Origin of the sequence: Streptomyces sp. CA2R106 (assembly GCF_037034245.1) — a bacterium.
In the GTDB taxonomy this organism is placed as follows: domain Bacteria; phylum Actinomycetota; class Actinomycetes; order Streptomycetales; family Streptomycetaceae; genus Actinacidiphila.
This window is the reverse complement of record NZ_JBAGKC010000171.1, coordinates 1-535: the sequence shown is the minus strand read 5'-3', so window position 1 is coordinate 535 and position 535 is coordinate 1. Positions and strand designations below refer to the sequence as shown.

Annotated in this window: 1 protein-coding gene; it reads right to left on the bottom strand. The window is 70.5% G+C overall.

Going from position 1 to position 535, the window contains the following annotated elements; all coding sequences use genetic code 11:
• On the bottom strand, nt 1–471 hold a 471-nt coding region (locus WA788_RS35580), incomplete at its 3' end, for a polyketide synthase dehydratase domain-containing protein (protein WP_335984648.1).
• Nucleotides 472–535: the final 64 nt, after the last annotated feature.

Here is a 535-nt window from a genome sequence, read left to right as displayed (position 1 = left end):
AGCAGGCTCACCATCGGCCGGGGCCAGCAAACCGACGGCGTGCCGCACCCACTCGCCCTCCCCCTCACGGGAAGAGACCGTTACGGTTCGCCGGCCGCCGTCGCCATCGCTGTCCCCGACGTGGACCTGGACCTGCACACCACCGTGCTCCGGCAGGACCAGGGGCTCCTGGAGCGTCAACTCCTCCAGGACACCACACCCGGCAAGGTCGCCGGCGTGGACGGCCAGGTCGACGAATGCCGTCCCCGGCAACAGGACGGTGCCGTGGACCGCGTGGTCGGCCAACCACGGCATCGCAGCCAGCGACAACCGACCCGTCAACACCAACCCATCACCCTCGGCCAGCCACACCGCAGCCGCCAACAACGCATGCCCAGCGGCCTGCACACCCGCCGACGGCAGATTCCCCGCCCCCACAGCGGCCTTGGGCCAGTAGTGCTGCCGCTGAAACGCATACGTCGGCAAAGCCAACCTCCGGGCCCCACCCTCCCCACCGTTCACGGCAGCCCAGTCCACCTCCACGCCCGCCGACCAA